Consider the following 19,764-nt stretch of genomic DNA (forward strand, 5'->3'; position numbering starts at 1 on the left):
GGCCCAGGCCGCGCCATCACCGGCGCGGCCTGCGGCGACTGTCACCCGGCGCCCTACGCCACCCCGGCCATGCGCAGCGCCACCCCGGCCAGCGCGCAGGCGCCCAGGGTGGGCAGCATCCCCGCCTTGAAGCGGAACACCGCCAGCACCGCCGCAACGGTCAGCGCCAGGGCGGGCAGGTTGACGCTGGCGAGAACGGGCAGGTCCAGCCTCATCCCGGCGAAGGACACCGGTTCCAGGCGGGCGAACAGCGTGTGCAGGGCAAACCACACCGCCAGATTCAGGATCACACCGACCACCGCCGCTGTGATCGCCGACAGGGCGGCGCCGAGCATCCGGTTGCCGCGCAGCGCCTCCACATAGGGCGCGCCGAGGAAGATCCACAGGAAACAGGGCACGAAGGTCACCCAGGTGGTCAGCAGCCCGCCCAGCACCCCGGCCAGCAGCGGCGGCAGCGCCCCCGGATCGCGCAGCGCGCCGAGAAAGCCGACGAACTGCACCACCATGATCAGCGGCCCCGGCGTCGTCTCCGCCATGCCCAGCCCGTCCAGCATCTCGCCGGGATGGAGCCAGCCGTAGGTCTCCACCGCCTGCTGCGCCACATAGGCCAGCACGGCGTAGGCGCCGCCAAACGTCACCACCGCCATCTTGGAGAAGAAGACGGCGATGCCGGTGAACGTGTTGTCCGGCCCCAGCGTCAGCAGCAGCGCCAGCACCGGCCCCAGCCACAGGGCGAGGCAGACCGCCCCGACCCGCAGCGACCAGGCGGTGGAGGGGCGCGCATGGTCCGGCGTCCCCTCGCCCAGCAGGCTGCTCCCGTGCGTGGACGTATGCGGCCCGTGCGGCAGCGGCCGGAAGGCGGAAACGCCCAGCCGCGCCCCACCCAGCCCGATCAGGGCGGCGGTCAGGATGATCAGGGGGAACGGGACATTGAAGGCGAAGATCGCCAGGAAGGCCGCCGCCGACAGGGCGACCATCGCCCCGTTCTTCAGCGTGCGCCGCCCGACGCGGACCACCGCCTCCAGCACGACGGCGAGCACCGCCGCCTTCAGCCCGAAGAACAGCCCCTGCACCGCCCCGGTGTGCCCCAACGTCGCGTAGATCAGGCTGAGCGCCATGATGGCCAGCGCGCCGGGCAGGACGAACAGGACGCCGGCAATCAGCCCGCCCAAGGTCCGGTGCATCAGCCAGCCGATGTAGACGGCCAGTTGCTGCGCCTCCGGCCCCGGCAGCAGCATGCAGTAGTTCAAGGCGTGGAGGAACCGCTCCTCCCCGATCCATTTCTTCTCGTCCACCACGATGCGGTGCATCATGGCGATCTGGCCGGCCGGCCCGCCGAAGCTCAGCGCCGCGATCCGCGCCCACACCCGCGTGGCCTGGCCGAGGCTCACCCCGTGGCCGGCGGTGTCCACACCGGGTGCGTTGGCGCTGTCCGCCTGGGTCATGCGTCGTCTCCGGAGCACGCGAAGGGGCCCCATTCAGACCACAAGGGACGGTCCGCCGCCAGCGCGGAGATGTGACGGAATTCTTGCGCCGGTCAGGAGAGCGCCGCCGCCGGCAGCACCAGTTCCACCCGCAACCCGCCGAGCGGCGAATCGCCCAGCCGCAGGTCGCCGCCGTAAAGCCGCGCCACGTCGCGCACGACGGCGAGGCCGAGGCCGCTGCCCGGCGTGCTTTCGTCCAGCCGCACGCCGGGAGCGAGCACGGCGTCGCGCCGGTCGGCGGGCAGGCCCGGCCCGTCGTCGTCCACCACCACCGCCAGCATCCCGCCCGCCTCCAGCCGTGACGCGACCTCCACCCGCGACCCCGCCCACGTCATGGCGTTGTCCAGCAGGTTGCCCAGCATCTCGTCAAGGTCCTCGCGCTCCCCGGCGAAGACATGCTCGCGCGGGACGCGGACGGTGACCGTCACCCGTCTTCCGCCCCGGCCCCCAAGTTGGAGTTTCTCCATCACCCGCGCCAGCGCCCCGGCGCTGTCGGCCACCGGGGTGGCGACGCCGGGCAGGCCGCGGGCGGCAGCGGCGCGGGCGCGGGCCATGTGATGGTCGATGTGGCGGCGCATTTCCGCCACCCGCCGGGCGGCCGCCTCCCCCTCCGCCTCGTTCGCCAGCACGGCGAGGTTCGTCTTCAGCGCGTGGGCGAGATTCCCGGCCTGGAGCCGCGCCCGCACCACCACCTCCTCAGAATGGTCCAGCAGGGCGTTCAGATCGTCGAGCAGCGGCTGCACCTCGCGCGGGGAGTCGCCGCCGAAGCGCTTCCGGCGCCCGGCCCGCACCGCGGCCAGTTCGGCGCGCAGCCGGACCAGCGGGCGCAGCCCCACCGACACCTGGACCACCGCCGCGGCGACCAGCGCCAGCGCCAGCGCCCCCAGCGACAGCCAGAGCACCCGGTTGAAGTCGGCCACCACCGCCCGCAACTCCGACTCGTCCTGCGCCACCGCCATGCGCAGGGGCGCCGTTCCGTTGGGGAGGGTCACGGCGCGCTCCAGCACCGACAGCTGGCGCCCGGCGGGGCCGACGACGCTGTGGCGGTGGATGTCGCCGTCGGCGACCTCGTCCGGCAGCAGGGCCAGCGCCTCGTCCCACAGCGAGCGGGAGCGCAGGGCGGGCGTGTCCCCCGGCCCCACCTGCCAGTAGAGCCCCGACAGCGGCCGGCGAAAGCGCGGGTCGCTGAGCGGCTGGCGCAGCAGCGGCGCGCCGTCCGCCCCCAGCTCGATCAGCGCGGCGAGCTGGTCCAGATGGTTGGTCAGCTCGGCCTCGAAGCGGCGGGCCACATGGTCGCGGAACAGACCGGACAGCACCAGCCCGGCCAGCGCCAGGGCCAGCGCGATCCACACCGCCGCCCCGGCCAGCAGGCGGAAGCGCAGCGACCCGGTCAGCCGCCGCTCAACCCCGCTCACGGCGCCTCCAGCTTGTAGCCGAGCCCGCGCACGGTCTTGATCAGGTCGGCGCCCAGCTTGCGGCGCAGGCGGCCGACGAAGACCTCGATGGTGTTGGAATCGCGGTCGAAATCCTGGGCGTAGATGTGCTCGGTCAGCTCCGTGCGCGAGACCAGCTGCCCCTTGCGGTGCATCAGGTAGTCGAGCACGCGGAACTCGTGCCCGGTCAGATCCACCGTCTGCCCGTCCAGCGTGACCCGGCCCGAGCGGGTGTCCAGCACCACCCCGCCGCAGGCGATCTCCGCCGAGGCGTGGCCCTTGGAGCGGCGGATCAGCGCGCGGATGCGGGCGAGAAGCTCCTCCATGCTGAAGGGTTTCGCCAGATAATCGTCGGCCCCGGCGTCGATGCCCTGGACCTTCTCCGTCCAGGCGCCGCGGGCGGTCAGGATGATGACCGGTGCCGTCATCCCCTGCGCGCGCCAGGAGCGCAGCACCGTCAGCCCGTCCAGCCGCGGCAGGCCGAGGTCGAGCACGATGGCGTCGTAGGGTTCGGTCTCGCCGAGGAATTGCCCTTCCTCGCCATCGGCGGCGCGGTCCACGGCGTAGCCCTCGCCCTCCAGCCGCTCGGCGAGCTGGCGGGCGAGCGCCGGATCATCCTCGACGACGAGCAGGCGCATGGCGCTCACCTCTTCCCATGATGGCCGCCCTCGCCTTTCCCGTTGCGCCCGCGCACTCGCAGCAGGTCGCCGGTCGCGGCGTCGTATTTCAGCTTCAGGACGCGGCCTTCGGCGGTGATGGTCTTGATCTCGTAGACGATCTGCCCGTCCTCATCCTCGAACTCGACGTCCAGGATGTCACCGGGGAAATCGGCCTGCGCGCGGGCCACGATGGCCTCCAGCGGCAGCGCCCGGCCCGAGCGGAACGCCTCCCGCGCCCGCTCATGGTCACGGTCGTCGTCGGCGCCCGCCGGCAGAGTGGCGGCGAGAAGTGCCAGGGACAGCAAGACGGTGCGGACGGCGTTCATGGTCGGAACCGGCGGGCGAATGGACGTACCCAGTTAGCACAAAGCCGGCTGAACGGCACCTGAACGGGCCGCAGGGGGCAAAGGGATACGGGACAAAGCGTTGCCGCGACGGTTGTCTTCGAGAGCGATCAGAGAGGGAGGAGCATCATGGACCACGACACCTTCAACATGGGCATCCGGAAGTACCTGAAGGTCGTCGGCGTCACCTCGCAGCGCGAGATCGAGCGCGCCGTGAGCGAAGCGATCGAGGCCGGCAAGCTGAAGGGCAACGAGACGCTCCAGGCCCGCGTCGTGCTGACCGTCGAGGGCATCGGGCTGGAGCATGAGATCAAGGGGGAGATCGCGTTGGAGTAGCGGGGGAAGTGGTTGCGACGAGCCCCCACCCAACCCTCCCCCGCTGACGCAGGGGAGGGCTAAACTCCTCCCCCTGCGAAGCGGGGGGGAGGTCGGGAGGGGGGCCCCGATTCGACCACTCACCCCATCACCAACCCCCCATCCACATACAGCACCTGCCCCGTCATGAACCGGCTCCAGCCGGACGCCAGGAACAACACCGGACCGCTCACGTCCTCCGGCGTGGCGATGCGGCGCAGCGGGGTCTGGGCGACGATGGCGTCCTTCACGTCCTCCTTCGTTGCCCGGCTGGCGTCGGTGGGGTAGACCAGCCCCGGCGCCACGCAGTTGACGCGGATGCCCAGCGGCCCCAGCTCCGCCGCCAGATTGCGGCTGAAGCCGACGAGTGCCGCCTTGGCCGTCGTGTAGTCGTGATAGGGCACGGTGGGCCGCGCGACGAGGTCGGTCGCCATGTTCACGATGCTGCCGCCGGGCCGCCGCCGCATCACCGGCAACACCGCGCGGCAGACGTTGTAGGTGCCGAGCAGCGCCCCATCCACCTGCCCCCGGTAATCCGCCCAGTTGGTGTCCCAGAACAGCTTGCGCTTCTCCGGGTCGAAGGCGTAGGGGCGGAAGGCATTGTTGACCACCACGTCGATCTTGCCGAACTCCTCCGCCGTGCGCTCCACCATGCGGTTCACCGCCTCGGCGTCGGTGACGTCGGCCTGGACCGCCCAGGCGTCGCCGCCGGCTTCCCGGCAGGCCGCCGCCACCGCCTCCGCCGCGTCGGCATTTTGCAGGTAGTTGACGGCGACCGCCGCCCCCTCCGCCGCGAAGGCATTGGCGATGGCCGCACCGATGCCGCGGCTGGCGCCGGTGACGAGGACGGTCTTGTCGCGGAAATCCATGGCGGGCCAAGCCTTCCTTACTCGGGGATCAGGTCGGACCGGACCAGCGCGCCCATGTCGAGGTCCGCCGCGATCAGGCCCAGTTGCTTGAAGGTGTCCGCCCCCTTCTGCATCAGCGCCGGATCGAAGTGGCCGAGGCCCTTGGCCTTGGTCGTCTCCGACACGCTGGAGGCGTTGCGAAGCTTGATGATGGCGAGGTTGGTGGCCTCGTCGCGGCCGTTGATGGCGCGGGTCACGGCGAGGCGGGCGGCCTCCTCCGGCTCGGCGATCATCCAGGCGGCGCTGTCGCGGTAGGCGGCGAGGAAGCGCTTCAGCACGTCCTTCTTGGTGCGGTAGGTCTCCTCCGTCACCACGAAGATGTCGGAGGGCAGGTTCAGCGTGTCCTTGACCTCGATGACGTTGATGTCCTTCAGCCCTTTCTGGAGCCCGACATGCAGACCCGTGTCGGTCGCCGCGGTGGCGTCCACCTGACCCTGGATGACGGGGGCGAAGTTCAGCAGGCCGGTCACCTCGATGGTCACGTCCTTCTCGCTCAACCCCACCTGATGCAGCAGCACCTGGAGGTTCTGGCGCGTGCCGCTGGACAGGCTGTAGACGCCGATGCGCTTGCCCTTGAGGTCTTCGGGCTTGGTGATGTTGCGCTCCTTCGGCGACACCACGTTGAAGACGTTCTGCGGGTAGATGTTGTAGATGGCGATCAGCTTCTCGCCCTTGTCGAGGGCGAGGTAGAAGGAGGCCGGGTCGGTGAAGGCCACGTCGGCCTGCCCGGTCAGCATGTTCTGGATGGCCGAGCCGCCACCGGTCCCCGGCACATAGCCGAGATCGATCCCCTTGGCCTTGAAGAAGCCCTTATCCGGCTCGGCCAGCAGGTTGGTGATCTCGCTGATCGGCTGGCTCCAGCCCGCCACGGTCACCTTGTCGAGCGCCAGCGCGGGGGAGGACAGCAGGAAGGCGGAAACGGCGACGGCACCCAAAGTGCGCAGGAACCCGAACATCGTGTGATTATCCTTTCCACGGACGGCGCAGCAGCCACCGTTCGAGCCCGGCGGTGGCCTGATAAACGATCATGCCCAGCACCGTGATGACGATGAACAGGGCGAACATCATGGTCGAATCCATCATCCCCTGCGCTGCGATGATCGAGGCGCCCAACCCCTGCCGGCCCCCGATGAACTCGCCGACGACGGCGCCGACCAGCGCCAGCACCACGGCGACGCGCAGGCCCGCCAGGATCACCGGCAGGCCGGAGGGGATCTTCAGGCGCAGCAGGGTTTGCAGGCGCGTCGCCCGCAGCATCCGGAACAGCTCCCGCTTGTTGGGATCGACCTGCTGAAGGCCGGTCATGGTGTTTTCCAGCAGCGGGAAGAAGCAGATCAGCGCCGTGATGACGACGGTGGAGGTCATGCCGAAACCGAACCAGACGATGAACAGCGGCCCCAGCGCCAGCTTCGGCACCACTTGGCTGGCGAGGATGTAGGGGTAGAACAGGCGGCGCAGCACCGGCACCTCGCCCAGCAGCACCCCGGCGAGGAAGCCGATGGTGCAGCCGGCGGCGAGGCCCATCGCCATCTCCGCCGTGGTGACCCAGAGATGCGGCAGCAGATAGCCCCCGGCCAGCCCGTCCCACAGCGTGCGCAGCACCGCCGAGGGCAGCGGCACCACCAGCGCCGACACTCCCGCCACCCGGCAATAGACCTCCCACCCCGCCAGCAGCAGGACGAGCAGCAGGGCGGAAGCGAGGCGCACCATCACGACGCGCGCTCCAGCGCCGCTCGGTCGGGTTTGCCATCCATGGCGTGGCGCAGCTCCAGGCACAGGGCGTTGAAGCGCGGGCCGTAGCGGACGTCGCGCCCGCGCGGGCGGGCCAGCGGCACCGGCAGGGCGTGGCGCAGGTGCCCGCCCTCCATCACCGCCACCCGGTCGGCCAGATAGACCGCCTCCGCGATGTCGTGGGTGACGAACAGCACGGTGGTGCGGTGGCGGGCGCAGAGCTTCAGCAGGTCGTCCTGCAACTCCTCCCGCGTGATGGCGTCGAGCGCGGCGAAGGGCTCGTCAAGCAGGAGCAGCGGCGGCTCGGTGACCAGCGCGCGGGCCAGCGCGACGCGGCTCTGCTGCCCCCCCGACAGCTGGCTGGGGTAGCGCCCTTCGAGTCCGGACAGGCCGACGAGGTCCAACAGCTCCTCCGCCTTGCGGCGGTCCGCCGGCTGCGGGCGGCGTGTCAGCGACACCGGCAACAGCAGGTTGTCGAGCACCGTCCGCCACTCAAGCAGCGTCGGGGCCTGGAAGACGAAGCCGACCTGGGCGCCCGGCCCCCGCACCGGCTCCCCCTGGATGCGGACGCTGCCGGTCGAGGGGGCCAGCAGCCCGGCGACCAGCTTCAGCAGGGTCGTCTTGCCGCAGCCGCTGCGCCCGACCAGCGCGTGGAACTCGCCCTCCCCGATGGTCCAGTCGATGCGGTCCAGGATGGTGCCGCCGCTCGGGACGCCGTAGCCGGCCTGTACGATGCTGACGAAGCTCATGGCCGGGCGCCTCAATCCGTGTAGGGGGCGAAGGTGTCCGCCGCCCGTTCCGCCGAGCCTTCGATCTCGGTCATGGTGACGAGGTCCAGCAGGTTGAACCGCCCGTCATGGTGCCAGCCCGCCTCCGGCGCGGTCATGCGGCCGAGCGCGCAGAGGCGCGTCACCCCCACGGCTCCCAGCGCCCCGGCGAGCATGAACAGCTCCTCCGGTGCGGCGGCGATGCCCACGGTCTGGAGGAAGGCGCGGTAGGGCGCCAGCCCCGGCACCGCGTCGGCCAGCCGGTCCACCGCCACCACCGTCACCGTGCGGTTCAGCCCGCAGGGCGAGAGGCCGTCTGCGGCGTCGGTGTAGGCGACGGCCCAGCTTCCCGCCGGATCGCCGAGCAGGGCACGGCTGGGGTCGGCAAAGCCCTTCGTCTCCTCCGCGTTGCGCCAGGACGCGACGCCGCCCGCCTCGCCCATCGACAGGGGGCGGCGCGGGAACTTGCTGCCCAGCGCGTCCAGCTCGTGCGCCAGATAGCCGGCGAACTCCCGCGGCGACACCCGCCCGCCGCGCTCCACGAAAAAGGTCTGGGGCGAGTAGCAGCCCTGCTGGTCGTAGCGCGCCACGTCGTAGGCCGCCTGCCGCGCCACCGCGCCCGCCTTCCCGGCGTCGAGCGCGGAGCGGGCGACCATGCCGAAGCTGATCTTGTGGCCGTAGGGCAGGAAGCGCGTGGTGATCGGCACCCGCGCCCGGATGGCCTCCAGCGCGTCGTTGCCGCCATAGGCGACCACCGTGTCGGCGCGGCCCAGCCACGCCCGCTCCGTCGCCGCGTCGCCGCCCTTCCACCAGACGATGGCGATGCAGTCGGCCAGTTGCGGGTCGATCTCCGCCAGGATCTGCGCGAACCAGCCGGCGAACAGCGGCTCGGCGCTCGGCAGCTTGCCGACCGTGCCGGCCTTCACCAGCAGGCCGGAAATCAGGCTCCACAGCGGCAGGCCCGGCACGTTGCCCGCCCAGACATGCAGCAGCAGCTCCGGCCCGAAGGCGCGGGCAAAACCGCCCTTGGGCACGGGCTGGAAATCGTCGAGCACCGCCGGGTTGGCGAAATCCTCGGCGATGAACTTCCGCAGCTCCGGCCCGCGGAAGGTCTTCAGATAGCCGGTCAGCCCCAGCCGGACCATCTCCCCGTCGTAGCCGGTGACCAGAGGCAGCAGACGTTCGGCCTTTCGCCGCCACGGGTCGTCACGGTCGAGCAGCCGGGCGACGGCGCGGTCGATGGCGGCGGCGATCTGTGCGACGGTGCGGCTTCTCAGGTAAGTCCGCGCGTTCGTCCGCACCCGCGTTGCCAATTCAGCGATCTGCGCCTCGCTCAGCACCGGCACCGCGACGTCGAGCGTCTCGGCGCCGCGCCGGAAGGTCAGCGTCCGCCAGTCCACGGCGTCGGCGGACAGCCCCGGCAGATGCCCGGCGCGCTCCATCAAGCCAACGGTCATGAGGCCCGCGCCGCTTTGAGGAAGTCCTCGACCGCCATGGAGCAGCCCTTGGCGTCCGCCCCGTCGGCCCGCCCGAGAAGCTGGAAGCCGCCCTCCACCTCCACCCCCGCGTCCTCGGTCAGGATGGCGGAGGCGCAGTTGAAATGGGCCAGATCGTGATGGACCAGCACGCCGACGCTGCCGCGCGGCACCTCCTGCCCGGTCAGCGGGTTGATGACACGGCTGCGTATCCAGTGCGGGCCGGACTTCACCGACGGGCAGGTCTCGTTGCCGTCGTCGTAGAACTGGGTGCTCAGCTCGGTCATGCCGTACATGTTGATGCACAGCCGGCGCGGCACGCCGAAGGTCGCGGACAGGCGGCCGTAGAACTCCTCCGCCGCCATCTCCCGCGACTGGCCCTTGAAGCCGCCGGTGTCGAGGATGCGGCTTCCCGCCGGCAGGGCGAAGCTCCGCCCCCGCTCGGCCAGCGCGTCCATCAGATGCACGACGCTGAAGCTCGCCCCCAGCAGGGCGTAGGGCTCGCCGGTTTCCTCGGCGTGGGACAGCGCCGCGATGGCCCCGTCCACGTCCAGCCCCGCGTCGGAGACGAAATAGCGGCTCTCATCCGTCCCGAACGCGCTCTTGGCCAACGCCAGATAATGGGCGAGCGAGGAGTTGGGCATCGCCTGCTCGGTCGGGAACAGGATGCCCATGCGCAGCCGGTCCCATTCACCCATGAAACGGCGGCGGAAATTGACGGTCATCGAGCGGTCGTAGACCGCCAGCGTCGGGTGGTGGCTCTTGCCGCGCACGCCCTTGGTGGTGCCGCTGGTCATGAAGACGTGCGGGCATTCCTCCGGCGGGCGTCCGCTCAGCGTCAGGTCCTTGAAGGCGCTGATCGGCACGGCGGGCACGTCGCGCCAGCTCTTCACCGTGCGCAGGGTGCGCGCCCGCTGGGTGGCGAAGCGGCGGTAGGGGGCGTTGGTCTCGAACTGGTGGGCGAAGACGGCCAGCGCCATACGGTTGAACGCCTCCTCGTCCGCCTCTCCGGCGGCGATGAAGGCCAGCAGGTCTTCGACAAGTCGGGCTTCGGTCACGTCCGCACACACCTTTTGCAGCGCCAACAAACTGTTGCCGGGACAAGCGGTGTCTGGATGGAATGGGGGTACGCCGTGCCGCCCTTCAGTCCCGTCCCTACGCCGGTATGACCCGGATCAGGTTCGATGGGTCACCGCGTTGTCCGGATGAAAGCGCCGGACCGGCGGAGTCTCAGCCTCCTAGCGAGGCCCCCCAGGGAACATTCGCAAGCTAAGGGACCGGCCCCCGCCCGTCAAGGAGGTCGGGTTAACGAACGGAAGCATTGCCTTTGGAGCCCCTCTCCCGTCCCGGGAGAAGGAAGGGTGAGGGTACCGCCGAGAATCGGCGCCTTGATCCTTGCATGACCCTCACCCGCCCGCTCCGCGGGCCCCCTCTCCCGGGGCGGGAGAGGGATTTGACGTCGAATGCGACGCCCCCGCCCGTCAAGGAGGTCGGGACCGAAGGCGACCAACGCCGCCCGTGGCAGCCCCACAACCGCCGTGATAGGATCCGCGCCCGCGGGCGGCTGAAGCCGGCGGCAGAACGGGGAACGGCATGGTGAGGATCGACGACTGCACGCTGGTGTTCGCCGACACGGCGAACCACGCCCTGGTCGAGATGGCCATCCGCGACAGCATCGCCGCCTGCCGCTTCTCCAGCGTCCTGCTGCTCTCCGACAGCGACCCGAAAATTCCGGGCGTCGATTTCCACCGCATCGCCCCGATCCACGACATCGACGACTATTCGGACACGATCAACGTCCGCCTGCGCCGGCTCGTGACGACGGGTCATGTCCTGATCGCGCAGTGGGACGGCTTCGTTGCCGACCCGCAGGCCTGGACGGAGGAGTTCCGTGCCTTCGACTACATCGGCGCCCGCTGGGGCTGGTACCAAGACGGCATGACGGTGGGGAACGGCGGCTTCTCCCTGCGCTCCGCCGCCCTGCTCGACCGGCTGCGCGACCTGCCCTTCGAAGCCGGCATCCCCGAGGACCACGTCATCTGCCGGACCGAGCGCCCGGCGCTGGAGAAGGCCGGCATCCGCTTCGCCCCGGAGGCGGTGGCCGACCGCTTCGCCTTCGAACGCACGCCGGTGCCGGGACCGGCCTTCGGCTTCCACGGCCTGTTCAACTTCGGCAAGGTGCTGGGCGACCGCGCGCTGGAGGAACGAATCGAGGTCATGGACGGCCCGCTTCTCGACAGGCGCGACTACACCGACCTGATGACCAGCCTCGCGCTGTCCGGACGCAAGGCCCCCTTCACCTCCATGGTCCGCAAGCTGGTGGCGCGGCGGGACGAGACGTTCCTGCGCTCCCAGATCACCGAATGGACGACCGGCGTGCAGCGGGATTATGTGCTGGCCCTGGCCGACGCCGTGCAGACGACGGCGGCGCCGGGGTCGCGCTGGCCGGCGGTGGCCGCGCCGCAACGCCGCCAGCCGAAGATCTACGACTGCTTCACCTTCCACAACGAACTCGACCTTCTGGAGCTGCGCTTCCGCGAGCTGTACGACACGGTCGACCAGTTCGTGATCGTCGAGGCCAAGCAGACCTTCACCGGCGCGCCCAAGCCCCTGCATTTCATGGAGGAGCGCGACCGCTTCCTGCCCTTCCTGGACAAGGTGAAGCTGGTCGTCGCCCCCGACTTCCCGGAAACCGACAATCCCTGGGTGCGCGAGCGGGCGCAGCGGAACGCCATCGCGCTCGGGCTGGACAAGGTGGAGCCGGACGACATCGTCGTCGTCTCCGACGTGGACGAGATTTTGCGCGCCCGCTCGGTCGCGTCGCTGCGCGACAGTTCGGCGATGATCGCCGGGTTCCGCGTGCCGCTGTTCTACTTCAAGGTCAACTTCATGAACGTGGAGGGCGAGAACTTCTCGGTCTTCCCCGTCGCCGTCCGCGGGCTGATGGCCCGGATGACCACGCCGCAGCAGATCCGCGAGAGCCGTGGCACGCTGGACCGCTACACCCCCGAGACGCGTCCGCCCTACGTGGACATCCTGCCCCACGCGGGCTGGCATTTCTCCTACATCGGCGACGACGCCGCCATCCGGCACAAGATCCAGAGCTTTTCGCACCAGGAGCTGAACCGCGACGACATCCTCGACGGCATCGACGTGCCGCGCTTCCTGGCGGAGGGCAGCGACCTCTTCAACCGTCCCGGCTACCGCTGGCAGTCCGTGGAGCTGAACGACTATTTCCCGGCAAACCTCCTGGGGGAGCGCGAACGCTGGGCGGACTTCATCGCCGAGGAGGTCGGCGGCCGGGTCACCTGGAAATAGCCGGCGCTCTTTGCCCTACACCTCCCGCCGCAGCAGCGACAGGGCGGCCATCGCCATGACCTGCGCGGAATGGACCATGTCGTCGATGTCCACATACTCGTCGGGCTGGTGGGCGAGGTCGAGGATGCCGGGGCCGTAGGCGATGCAGTCCTTCAGATGCCCGACCCGCGCGATGTGCTTCTGGTCGTAGGTGCCAGGGGACACCACCTGCGCCGCCGGGCGGCCCAGCACCGTTTCGATGGCCGCCCCCACCGCCCGCACCACCGGCGCGTCGGCGTCGGTCAGGGTGGGCAGGAAGGCCAGAACCTCGCGCAGCTCGTAGTCGAAGCCGGGGCGCTCGCGGCGCAGATCCTCCAGGATGCCGGTGATCTCCGCCCGCACCTCCTCCGGGTCCTCCTCGATCAGGTAGCGGCGGTCGATGACCATGCGGCAGCGGTCGGGCACCATCGGGCTGGGCAGGCCGCCGTGATCCTCGGGCTGTCCGCCATGGATGGCGTTGATGTTCAGGGTGGACTGCCGCGCCCCTTCCGGGACCACCGGCATGGCCGTGCGCTTGGCAGCCAGCCGGGGGATCAGCTCCGTCTCGATCCGGTGCAGCACGGCGCCCATGTGGCGCACCGCGCAGTTGCCGAGAAAGGGCATGGAGCCGTGCGCGACGCGGCCCTTGGTCTCGATCTCCGCCCACCAGACGCCGCGGTGGCCGATGCACACCCGGTCCACGTTCAGCGGCTCCGGAATGATGACGTGATCGACCCGCGGGCGGGAAAAGTAGCCGAGCGTGGCGAGATGCCCGACCCCGCCGTAGCCGCCGGACTCCTCGTCCACCGTGCCGGAGATTTCCAGCGCGCCGGGAAAGGGGATGCCCGCCTCCAGGATCGCTTCCACGGCGATGACGGAGGCGGCGATGCCGCCCTTCATGTCGCAGGCGCCGCGGCCGTAGACGCGCCCGTCCTTGACCACCCCTTCGAAGGGATCGACCGTCCAGCCCTGGCCGGCGGGCACCACGTCGATGTGGCCATTGAAATGCACGCAGGGGCCGGGCTCACGACCCTCAATGCGGGCGACGACGTTGGTGCGCGGGTAGCGGTCGCTGTCGCCCGGCGCCCCGTCGGCCCGCACATACTCCACGGCGAAGCCGCGCCCGGCCAGCCGCCGGCCGAGGAACTCCGCGCAATCGGTGTAGACGTCGCCGGGCGGGTTCACGGTGGGGATGCGGATCAGGTCGCGGGTCAGCGCGACGAGGTCGTCGCGCCGCTCCGCGATGCGGCGGAACAGCGACTCCCGGTGGTCGAGCGGCATGCATCACCCCCACGCACAATTCGTCGCGCGGAAGGATCGGTCATGCCGACGCGCCTGTCGAGAGGTTCCGCGCCTCACTCCGCCGCGTGATGCCGCAGCCGTCCGTCCTCGTTGGCGCGGCCGTTGCGGATTTGCTCCTCGTACCAGCGGCGGTGGTGGTCCTTGGCCCAGTTCTCGTCCACCACGCCGCGGCCCATGGCGTCGAAGGCGCCCTCCATGCCGATGGTGCCGATGTAGATGTGCCCGATGATCAGCGCGATCATCAGCGCGGCCACCACCCCGTGCGCCACATGCAGGATCTGCATGCCGCCGATCCCGGTGACGGCGAAGGGCATCATCAGCAGGAAGCCGGTGAGCGACAGCGCGAAGCCGCCGAACACCACCGCCCAGAAGACGCCCTTCTGACCGGCGTTGAAGCGCCCGGCCTCGGGATGCTCGCCGGACTTGCTCAGCACGCCGCCCAGCGTCTTCAGCCAGACGAGGTCGGCCTTCTCCGGGATGTTGTCGCGCACCCACAGCACGAAGATCATCACCAGCCCGAGGACGAAGGGCACGCTGAAAAAATTGTGCATGTACTTGCTGGCCTCGGCCAGCATCGTGAAGTTGGGGTGGCCGATCAGCGGGATCAGCAGCATGCGCCCGAAGGTCAGGATCAGCCCGGTCAGCGCCATCAGCAGGAAGCTGACCGCCGTCGTCCAGTGGGCGAAGCGGTCCATGCCGCTGAAGCGCGGCACCGGACGCCCCGACCGGCCGCCATGGATGCGGATGGTGCCGCGGATCAGGTAGAAGATCGCCAGCACCGCGATCGGCCCCAGGATCAGCGCCCCCGCGATGATCTTCAGCCAGACCATGCGGAACTCGCGCCATTCCCGCCCCTCCGGCTGAACCAGGACGCCCAGCTTCTCGTCGGGGATGCTGACCCGCCCGGAGAGCTTGCCGTCCGGCGTCTGGTAGAGCTGCACCTCGTCCTTCGAGGTCGGCGAGTTCGGCCCCGGCGTCTGGTAGAACTGCGCCTGCACCGCCGGGGCGGCGAGCAGCAGAACGAACAGGACCAGCAGGGGGCGCAGGAGCTTCGTCATGTCGCGTCCTTCCCTAGAGAGTGTGCGCTTCGCGGGGTGCTGCGTCGGGACAGCCTTGCCCCCACCCCGACCCTCCCCCGCTTCGCAGGGGAGGGAGATGATCGCAAAGCGGCGGCAGTCCCCTCCCCTGCGAGAGCGGGGGAGGGTTAGGGTGGGGGCATCACGTCCCCACCCCGCTCAGCTCCCGCCGGTGCCCTCGCGGCCCGGACTGAAGGCGTCGCCGCGGTCGTTCTGGCCATAGGCGGTGGACCAGCCCCAGGCGCCGGAGCCGTAGCCGCGGCGCACCGTCCGCTCCTTGTAGATGTCGGCCAGAACGTCGCCGTCGCCGGCCATCAGCGCGCGGGTGGAACACATCTCCGCGCAGAGCGGCAGCTTGCCCTCGGCAAGCCGGTTGGTGCCGTATTTCTGGTACTCCTCCATCGTGTTGTCCGCTTCCGGGCCGCCGGTGCAGAAGGTGCATTTGTCCATCTTGCCGCGCCCGCCGAAGTTGGTTGCCTGCGGGTACTGCGGCGCGCCGAAGGGGCAGGCGTAGAAGCAATAGCCGCAGCCGATGCACAGATCCTTCGAGTGCAGCACCACCCCGTCCGCCGTCTGGTAGAAGCAGTCCACCGGGCAGACCGCGGCGCAGGGCGGGTCGTTGCAATGCATGCAGGCCATGGAGATGGAGCGTTCCCCCGGCACGCCGTCCTTCAGCGTGATGACGCGGCGCCGGTTGATGCCCCAGGGGATGTCGTGCTCGTTCTTGCAGGCGGTGACGCAGGCGTTGCACTCGATGCAGCGTTCCGCGTCGCACAGGAATTTCATGCGGGCCATGGTCGTCTGTCCTCCTTGCGGCGCGTCAGGCCGGTTCGACGCGGCACAGCGTCACCTTGGTTTCCTGCATGAAGGTCATCGGGTCGTAGCCGTAGGTCGTCACCCCGTTGGCCGGTTCGCCCAGGACGATGGGGTCGGTGCCCGGCGGGTAGTTCTCCCGCAGGCTGTTGCCCTGCCAATAGCCGGAGAAGTGGAAGGGCATGAAGACCGTGCCGGCGCCGATGCGTTCGGTCACCAGAGCGCGCATCCGCGCCTTGGAGCTGTCCTCCGGCCCGTAGACCCAGACCATGCCGCCGTCGCGGATGCCCAGGCGCTCGGCGTCCTTGGGGTTGATCTCCACGAACATCGACTGCTGCAGCTCGGCCAGCCAGGGGTTGGAGCGGGTCTCCTCGCCGCCGCCCTCATACTCGACCAGCCGTCCGGATGTCAGGATGAAGGGGAAGCGCTGGCGGATGTCACTGTCCGCGATCTTGAACTGGAGCGAGCGGGCGAGCTGCGGCAGGCGGAAATCGCGCCGGTCCTCGATCGCCGGATACTCCTTCACCAGCTCCGGCCGCGGGGAGTAGATCGGCTCGCGGTGCAGCGGCACCGGGTCGGGCAGGTTCCAGGCGACGGCGCGGGCCTTGGCGTTGCCGTGCGGCGAACATCCGTGCTTCAGCGCGACGCGGATGATGCCCATCGACAAGTCGGTCTGCCAGCTCACCTCGTCCACCTTGTCGCCGCCGATGGCCTGGATGACCCGCATCTCCTCCGCCGTCAGGTCCTTATCCCAGCCCAGCTTCTTCAGCATCGCCATGGTGAATTCGGGATAGCCGTCCTCGATCTCCGACCCCTTGGAATAGGAGCCGTCGGCGAGCAGGCTGACGCCGTTGCGCTCCACCCCGAAGCGGGCGCGGAAGACACCGCCGCCCTCCATCACGTGCTTGGAGGTGTCGTAGAGAACGGCGCAGCCGGGATGTTTCAGCTCCGGATGGCCCCAGCAGGGCCAGGGCAGGCCGTAATAGTCGCCCTTCAGCGGGCCGCTGGTCGCCTGCATGGTGATCTTGTCGAAGTCGGCCTGATGCTTCATGTGCATCTTCAGCCGCTCCGGAGACTGGCCGGTGTAGCCGGTGGACAGGCAGCCGCGGTTGATCTCGCGCAGGATGTCCTCCGGAACCGGGCGGGTCTCCTCCACCGTGATGTGCTTGAACATCTCGTCGGCGAAGCCGAACTTGCGGGCCAGCAGGTAGATGATCGTGTAGTCGTCCTTGGACTCGAAGATCGGCTCCACGACCTTCTCGCCCCACTGCATCGACCGGTTGGAGCAGGTGCGCGAGCCGTCCGTCTCGAACTGGGTGCAGGCCGGCAGGATGTAGGTGCCGTTCCGGCGCTCCTTAAAGGCGGCGAAGGTGGTCGGGTGCGGGTCAGCGATGACCAGCAGGGACAGCCGCTCCAGCCCCTTCAGCATTTCCGGCATGCGGGTGACGGTGTTGCCGCCGTGCCCGAAGACGACCATCGCCTTCAGCGGCGACGGCTGCTGGATCTCCTCCGGCTTGTAGGTGACGCCGTCGAACCAGCGGGTGGTCGGGATGCCCTTGGCCTCCATCAGCTCCTTGGAGGAGAAGCGGGCCTTCATCCAGTCGTAATCGACGTCCCAGACACGGCAGAAATGCTTCCACGCCCCCTCGGCCAGCCCGTAGTAGGAGGGCAGCGTGGAGACGTCGAGCCCGAAGTCGGTGGCGCCCTGCACGTTGCAGTGGCCGCGGTAGATGTTGGCGCCGCCGCCGGCCACCCCGATGTTGCCCAGCGCCAGCTGCAGGATCGACAGGGCGCGGACGTTGGCGGTGCCGGTGGTCTTCTGGGTGATGCCCATGCACCAGATGACGGTGGACGGCCGGTTCTTCGCCAGCGCCTCCGCCACGCGGTAGAGCTGCTCGCCGGGCACGCCGCTGACCCGCTCCACCGTCGCGGGGTCCCACTTCTTCACCTCGGCGCGGATCTCGTCCATGCCGTAGACGCGCTGGCGGATGTATTCCTTGTCCTCCCAGCCGTTCTCGAAGATGTGCCAGAGGATGCCCCAGGTGACCGGGATGTCGGTGCCGGGGCGGATGCGCACATAGTCGGTGGCGTGGGCGGCGGTGCGGGTGAAGCGCGGGTCGATGACGATGAAGGGGGCGCGGTTGTGCTCCTTGCCGCGCAGCATGTGCGGCAGCGAGACGGGGTGGGCCTCCGCCGGGTTGCCGCCGATGATCAGCAGCGCCTTGGAATTCTGGATGTCGTTGTAGCTGTTGGTCATCGCGCCGTAGCCCCAGGTGTTCGCCACCCCGGCGACCGTGGTGCTGTGGCAGATGCGCGCCTGATGATCGACGTTGTTGGTTCCCCAGAAGGCCGCCAGCTTGCGGAACAGATAGGCGCCCTCGTTGGAGAATTTGGCGGAGCCCAGCCAGAAGGTGGCGTCCGGCCCGGACTGCTGGCGGATCTCCAGCAGCTTGTTGCCGATCTCCTCGATGGCCTGATCCCAGGAGATGCGCTGCCACTGGCCGTCGACCAGCTTCATCGGGTACTTCACCCGCCGCTCGCCCTTGGTCAGCTCGCGCACCGAGGCGCCCTTCGCGCAGTGCGCGCCCTGGCTGATCGGGCTTTCCCAGCCCGGCTCCTGCCCGGTCCAGACGCCGTTCTGAACCTCCGCGATCACCGTGCAACCGACGGAGCAATGGGTGCAGACGTTCTTGCGGGTGACGACCTCGACGTTGGGCAGGATCGGTCCGGCCTCGGCCTTCCGGATCATCGCGGCGGGCAGCGCGCCCAGCGCCGCCATGCCCCCGGCGGCGAGGCCGGAGGTCTTCAGGAAGCCGCGGCGGTCGACGGTTTCTCCCAGCCCGGCGGTGGCCGCGGACAGTCCGTTGGCCGACAGTCCGTTCAGGCGGCGGGCGAGGGAGGCGCGGGTGGCGGCGGTTCCGGCGTTGCGCTTGACGAGCATGGGGCGGCCCTCTGGATCAAAGTGGCGGTCAGAGTCGGTTCAGCGCGTAGAACCGCTTCACGTGTTCGGTTTCCCGGTAGCGGGACTTCACCTGCTCCTGCCGCGATTCCATCGCTTCCGCCGGCTCGGCGCGCAGGGTCGCGGCCGCCGCGGCGGCCCCCGCCGCGCCCAGCCCGAGGCCCTTCAGCAGGCCGCGGCGTTCCAGTCCGGTTTTCTTCTGGCTGTCGTCACGGTGCATGGATCGTGCCCTCCCGCTGGTCGGCCCCGCGCGGCGCGCCCGAAGGGACGGGCGCGATCATCGCGAAGGCGTTGGTCTCGATGTCCAGGAACAGCCGCCCAAAGGTGCCCAGGGGCCGATAGAGATGCGCCGCCGACGCCTCCTCCAGATCCTGGAAGAAGCGCCCCGCCCACGGGGCGAGGTGACGCTCGAAGAAGCCCTTCTGGCGCGGAAGGTCCGGCTCGCCGTCCGCCGTGCCCACGGTGCCGGCGGCCAGCGCGCCCATGATCTCGGCGATGGCGGCGATGTGGTCCTCGGGCTCGCTGACGCCGGGGGCGCGCTCGATGCCCAGCGCCTGCATGTCCTCGCGCAGGCGGGCCAGCGGCCGGTCGATCAGGAAGCCGGTGCGGTAGTAGGAGGCGAAGGGAACCAGCTCGCCCCGCGTCACCCCGAGGAACAGCTCATGATACTCGCGCTCGGCCCGGTGTTCGCCGTCCGGGGCGTCGGCGAGCGTACGGGCACGTACGGCCAGATCGCTGACGGCCCGGCCCAGCGGCGAACCATCCCCGGCCAGAGCGCCGACCGTGCCCAGCAAGTCGCGCGACGGCGGGCGTGCCAACAGATGGGCCAGCAGGCCGTACGCCTGCGCCCGCAGCCGATCCGCGTCGTCGATGATGGCCGTTTCCGCCATGCCCTTGCCCCGCTGCGCCTTTTCCGTGGCCGGTTAAGGTCCGGCTCATCAGCGACAACAGCGGGAATGCCCAAAGGTTGCGCAGTCTAAGCGGGATGACGGACCGCCTCGCTCAGCGTTGCCCCCACCCTAACAGGGCGCGGAAAAACGGGCTGATGCAGTGCCTTTGCCTCCGCTAAGGCTTGAAAAAGGCGTTTTCGCCGCCCGTTTTGGTCGGAATGGAGCGTTTTTCG

18 protein-coding genes and 1 riboswitch are annotated in these 19,764 nt (G+C 69.7%); of the genes, 2 read left to right on the forward strand and 16 right to left on the reverse strand.

All coding sequences use genetic code 11. From position 1 onward, the window contains the following. Nucleotides 1–53: 53 nt before the first annotated feature. From chrA to ACFPMG_RS21145, 4 genes are all read right to left on the reverse strand, one after another. Nucleotides 54–1,445, reverse strand: coding sequence for a chromate efflux transporter (gene chrA / locus ACFPMG_RS21130; protein ID WP_376997165.1), 1,392 nt, complete (start codon nucleotides 1,443–1,445; stop codon nucleotides 54–56). 92 nt (nucleotides 1,446–1,537) lie between these two features. After that, nucleotides 1,538–2,899 carry a sensor histidine kinase gene (locus ACFPMG_RS21135; RefSeq protein ID WP_376997166.1) on the reverse strand — a complete coding sequence of 454 codons (1,362 nt, stop codon included), beginning with the start codon at nucleotides 2,897–2,899 and terminating at the stop codon, nucleotides 1,538–1,540. Continuing rightward, a complete protein-coding gene (locus ACFPMG_RS21140; RefSeq protein ID WP_376997167.1) occupies nucleotides 2,896–3,555 on the reverse strand; it encodes a response regulator in 660 nt (219 codons plus the stop codon). The genes ACFPMG_RS21135 and ACFPMG_RS21140 overlap by 4 nt, the downstream gene beginning before the upstream one ends. 5 nt (nucleotides 3,556–3,560) lie before the next feature. Beyond that, nucleotides 3,561–3,902, reverse strand: coding sequence for a PepSY domain-containing protein (locus tag ACFPMG_RS21145; protein WP_376997168.1), 342 nt, complete (start codon nucleotides 3,900–3,902; stop codon nucleotides 3,561–3,563). 147 nt (nucleotides 3,903–4,049) lie between these two features. Between ACFPMG_RS21145 and ACFPMG_RS21150 the strand changes: the two genes are divergently transcribed. After that, a complete protein-coding gene (locus tag ACFPMG_RS21150; protein WP_376997169.1) occupies nucleotides 4,050–4,256 on the forward strand; it encodes a DUF6494 family protein in 207 nt (68 codons plus the stop codon). A gap of 119 nt (nucleotides 4,257–4,375) precedes the next feature. Here ACFPMG_RS21150 and ACFPMG_RS21155 read toward each other — a convergent pair whose 3' ends face one another. The 6 genes from ACFPMG_RS21155 to ACFPMG_RS21180 are packed head-to-tail and all read right to left on the reverse strand — an operon-like array spanning nucleotide 4,376 to nucleotide 10,213. Continuing rightward, the gene (locus ACFPMG_RS21155; RefSeq protein WP_376997170.1) at nucleotides 4,376–5,143 is read right to left on the reverse strand and encodes a 3-oxoacyl-ACP reductase; all 768 of its coding nucleotides are present in this window, start codon (nucleotides 5,141–5,143) and stop codon (nucleotides 4,376–4,378) included. A 17-nt stretch (nucleotides 5,144–5,160) separates the two neighbouring features. Then, nucleotides 5,161–6,138, reverse strand: coding sequence for an ABC transporter substrate-binding protein (locus ACFPMG_RS21160; protein WP_376997171.1), 978 nt, complete (start codon nucleotides 6,136–6,138; stop codon nucleotides 5,161–5,163). A 7-nt stretch (nucleotides 6,139–6,145) separates the two neighbouring features. Beyond that, on the reverse strand, nucleotides 6,146–6,892 hold the full coding sequence (locus ACFPMG_RS21165) for an ABC transporter permease (protein WP_376997172.1): 747 nt from the start codon (nucleotides 6,890–6,892) through the stop codon (nucleotides 6,146–6,148). Further along, nucleotides 6,892–7,662 (reverse strand): ABC transporter ATP-binding protein, encoded by a 771-nt coding sequence (locus ACFPMG_RS21170; RefSeq protein ID WP_376997173.1) that lies wholly within the window; start codon nucleotides 7,660–7,662, stop codon nucleotides 6,892–6,894. Before ACFPMG_RS21170 ends, ACFPMG_RS21165 begins: the two co-directional genes overlap by 1 nt. Before the next feature lie 11 nt (nucleotides 7,663–7,673). Then, on the reverse strand, nucleotides 7,674–9,137 hold the full coding sequence (locus ACFPMG_RS21175) for an acyl-CoA reductase (RefSeq protein WP_376997174.1): 1,464 nt from the start codon (nucleotides 9,135–9,137) through the stop codon (nucleotides 7,674–7,676). Beyond that, on the reverse strand, nucleotides 9,134–10,213 hold the full coding sequence (locus ACFPMG_RS21180; protein ID WP_376997175.1) for a LuxE/PaaK family acyltransferase: 1,080 nt from the start codon (nucleotides 10,211–10,213) through the stop codon (nucleotides 9,134–9,136). The genes ACFPMG_RS21175 and ACFPMG_RS21180 overlap by 4 nt, the downstream gene beginning before the upstream one ends. Nucleotides 10,214–10,289: 76 nt before the next feature. Continuing rightward, nucleotides 10,290–10,419: riboswitch (TPP riboswitch) on the reverse strand. Between the two features lie 329 nt (nucleotides 10,420–10,748). Between ACFPMG_RS21180 and ACFPMG_RS21185 the strand changes: the two genes are divergently transcribed. Then, entirely contained in the window at nucleotides 10,749–12,473 is a 1,725-nt protein-coding gene (locus tag ACFPMG_RS21185; protein ID WP_376997176.1) for a DUF5672 family protein, read from the forward strand. A 15-nt stretch (nucleotides 12,474–12,488) separates the two neighbouring features. Here the strand turns inward: ACFPMG_RS21185 and ACFPMG_RS21190 are convergent, their stop codons facing one another. The 6 genes from ACFPMG_RS21190 to ACFPMG_RS21215 all read right to left on the reverse strand — a co-directional run bounded on the left by ACFPMG_RS21190 (nucleotide 12,489) and on the right by ACFPMG_RS21215 (nucleotide 19,531). Beyond that, on the reverse strand, nucleotides 12,489–13,772 hold the full coding sequence (locus ACFPMG_RS21190; RefSeq protein ID WP_376997177.1) for an acetylornithine deacetylase/succinyl-diaminopimelate desuccinylase family protein: 1,284 nt from the start codon (nucleotides 13,770–13,772) through the stop codon (nucleotides 12,489–12,491). A 74-nt stretch (nucleotides 13,773–13,846) separates the two neighbouring features. After that, nucleotides 13,847–14,851, reverse strand: a complete 1,005-nt coding sequence (locus tag ACFPMG_RS21195) for a formate dehydrogenase subunit gamma (protein ID WP_376997178.1) — start codon at nucleotides 14,849–14,851, stop codon at nucleotides 13,847–13,849. A gap of 177 nt (nucleotides 14,852–15,028) precedes the next feature. Beyond that, entirely contained in the window at nucleotides 15,029–15,664 is a 636-nt protein-coding gene (gene fdh3B, locus ACFPMG_RS21200) for a formate dehydrogenase FDH3 subunit beta (protein WP_014198023.1), read from the reverse strand. A 25-nt stretch (nucleotides 15,665–15,689) separates the two neighbouring features. Next, nucleotides 15,690–18,623, reverse strand: a complete 2,934-nt coding sequence (locus ACFPMG_RS21205) for a formate dehydrogenase subunit alpha (RefSeq protein ID WP_376997179.1) — start codon at nucleotides 18,621–18,623, stop codon at nucleotides 15,690–15,692. Nucleotides 18,624–18,651: 28 nt separating this feature from the next. Continuing rightward, the gene (locus ACFPMG_RS21210; RefSeq protein ID WP_376997180.1) at nucleotides 18,652–18,861 is read right to left on the reverse strand and encodes a twin-arginine translocation signal domain-containing protein; all 210 of its coding nucleotides are present in this window, start codon (nucleotides 18,859–18,861) and stop codon (nucleotides 18,652–18,654) included. Beyond that, on the reverse strand, nucleotides 18,851–19,531 hold the full coding sequence (locus ACFPMG_RS21215; RefSeq protein WP_376997181.1) for a TorD/DmsD family molecular chaperone: 681 nt from the start codon (nucleotides 19,529–19,531) through the stop codon (nucleotides 18,851–18,853). Before ACFPMG_RS21215 ends, ACFPMG_RS21210 begins: the two co-directional genes overlap by 11 nt. Nucleotides 19,532–19,764 lie beyond the last annotated feature (233 nt).

The organism is Azospirillum himalayense (assembly GCF_042657465.1).
GTDB classification, from domain to species: Bacteria; Pseudomonadota; Alphaproteobacteria; order Azospirillales; family Azospirillaceae; genus Azospirillum; species Azospirillum himalayense.

Bases quoted from the DNA above. Each gene is read 5' to 3' on its own strand.
- chrA (WP_376997165.1), bottom strand. From the start codon at position 1,445: ATGACCCAGGCGGACAGCGCCAACGCACCCGGTGTGGACACCGCCGGC.
- ACFPMG_RS21140 (WP_376997167.1), bottom strand. From the start codon at position 3,555: ATGCGCCTGCTCGTCGTCGAGGATGATCCGGCGCTCGCCCGCCAGCTC.
- ACFPMG_RS21145 (WP_376997168.1), bottom strand. From the start codon at position 3,902: ATGAACGCCGTCCGCACCGTCTTGCTGTCCCTGGCACTTCTCGCCGCC.
- ACFPMG_RS21150 (WP_376997169.1), top strand. From the start codon at position 4,050: ATGGACCACGACACCTTCAACATGGGCATCCGGAAGTACCTGAAGGTC.
- ACFPMG_RS21155 (WP_376997170.1), bottom strand. From the start codon at position 5,143: ATGGATTTCCGCGACAAGACCGTCCTCGTCACCGGCGCCAGCCGCGGC.
- ACFPMG_RS21160 (WP_376997171.1), bottom strand. From the start codon at position 6,138: ATGTTCGGGTTCCTGCGCACTTTGGGTGCCGTCGCCGTTTCCGCCTTC.
- ACFPMG_RS21165 (WP_376997172.1), bottom strand. From the start codon at position 6,892: ATGGTGCGCCTCGCTTCCGCCCTGCTGCTCGTCCTGCTGCTGGCGGGG.
- ACFPMG_RS21170 (WP_376997173.1), bottom strand. From the start codon at position 7,662: ATGAGCTTCGTCAGCATCGTACAGGCCGGCTACGGCGTCCCGAGCGGC.
- ACFPMG_RS21175 (WP_376997174.1), bottom strand. From the start codon at position 9,137: ATGACCGTTGGCTTGATGGAGCGCGCCGGGCATCTGCCGGGGCTGTCC.
- ACFPMG_RS21185 (WP_376997176.1), top strand. From the start codon at position 10,749: ATGGTGAGGATCGACGACTGCACGCTGGTGTTCGCCGACACGGCGAAC.
- ACFPMG_RS21190 (WP_376997177.1), bottom strand. From the start codon at position 13,772: ATGCCGCTCGACCACCGGGAGTCGCTGTTCCGCCGCATCGCGGAGCGG.
- ACFPMG_RS21195 (WP_376997178.1), bottom strand. From the start codon at position 14,851: ATGACGAAGCTCCTGCGCCCCCTGCTGGTCCTGTTCGTTCTGCTGCTC.
- fdh3B (WP_014198023.1), bottom strand. From the start codon at position 15,664: ATGGCCCGCATGAAATTCCTGTGCGACGCGGAACGCTGCATCGAGTGC.
- ACFPMG_RS21205 (WP_376997179.1), bottom strand. From the start codon at position 18,623: ATGCTCGTCAAGCGCAACGCCGGAACCGCCGCCACCCGCGCCTCCCTC.
- ACFPMG_RS21210 (WP_376997180.1), bottom strand. From the start codon at position 18,861: ATGCACCGTGACGACAGCCAGAAGAAAACCGGACTGGAACGCCGCGGC.
- ACFPMG_RS21215 (WP_376997181.1), bottom strand. From the start codon at position 19,531: ATGGCGGAAACGGCCATCATCGACGACGCGGATCGGCTGCGGGCGCAG.